Origin of the sequence: Collinsella sp. SGI.033, assembly GCF_050315135.1 — a bacterium.
GTDB lineage: Bacteria > Actinomycetota > Coriobacteriia > Coriobacteriales > Coriobacteriaceae > Collinsella.
The window spans coordinates 1-755 of the sequence record NZ_JBNPOK010000067.1 but is presented as its reverse complement, the minus strand read 5'-3'; the positions used below and the strand labels follow the sequence as shown (position 1 = coordinate 755).

The following is a 755-nucleotide window of genomic DNA, read 5'->3' as shown; positions in this document are numbered from 1 at the left end:
GGGAATTCAATTGTGCGGCCAAGCCTCCGCCGTAATTTGACGCCTTGTTGCCGGTGATGGTGCATCCGTCGATGGTCAAGCTGGTGAAGTAACCGAACGATGCAACGCCGCCACCTATTGCACCGCTGTTCTCTGTTATCGTGCAGTTGAGAATTTCTGCTTTGGCAGGCGATTTCATTATCGCTGTATACACGCCGGCACCATAACCTTTGTCCTGATTCGCTGTGTTATTGGTTATGGTGGTGTTCTTAAGGAGCAGGCCCGGCGTTTTGGAGGTGCCTACGCCCGGTTTGGGAGCGCATATGCCCCGTGCTTCGGTGCAGAAATACGCGGAAGCGAGCACGCCTGCGCCGTCGTGTGCTATGTTGTCGCTGATGGTACCGCCAAGTATTTGCGCGGAGCTCTGGAAGTTGCCCAATCTGCCACTGACTTCTTCTAGTGATGCAACAACGGCAACGCCGCCTCCCATTTCGTTTGCCGTGTTGTTCGAAATGGTTCCGCCCGTCATGACAAACGAAGATCCGCCGGAAACGTACACGCCGCCGCCGACAGACGTGATAATGTAGCTCTTCGGGTCTTCGTAGGGAGAAGTAACGAAGCAATTCTTGATTTCGCCGCCGTCCATGATGAACAAGCCACCATAGACAACTGCAACGCCTCCGCCACAGCAAACGGATCCGCCGGTAATGCCGCAGTTTGTGATAGTGCCGCCGAACATATGGAAGGTGCCGCCATGTACGGTTACGCCGCCGCCA

1 pseudogene is annotated in these 755 nt (G+C 55.2%); it reads right to left on the bottom strand.

The features are described from left to right. A pseudogene (locus tag ACQRC0_RS08785) lies at positions 1–755 on the bottom strand (hypothetical protein); the annotation flags it as partial.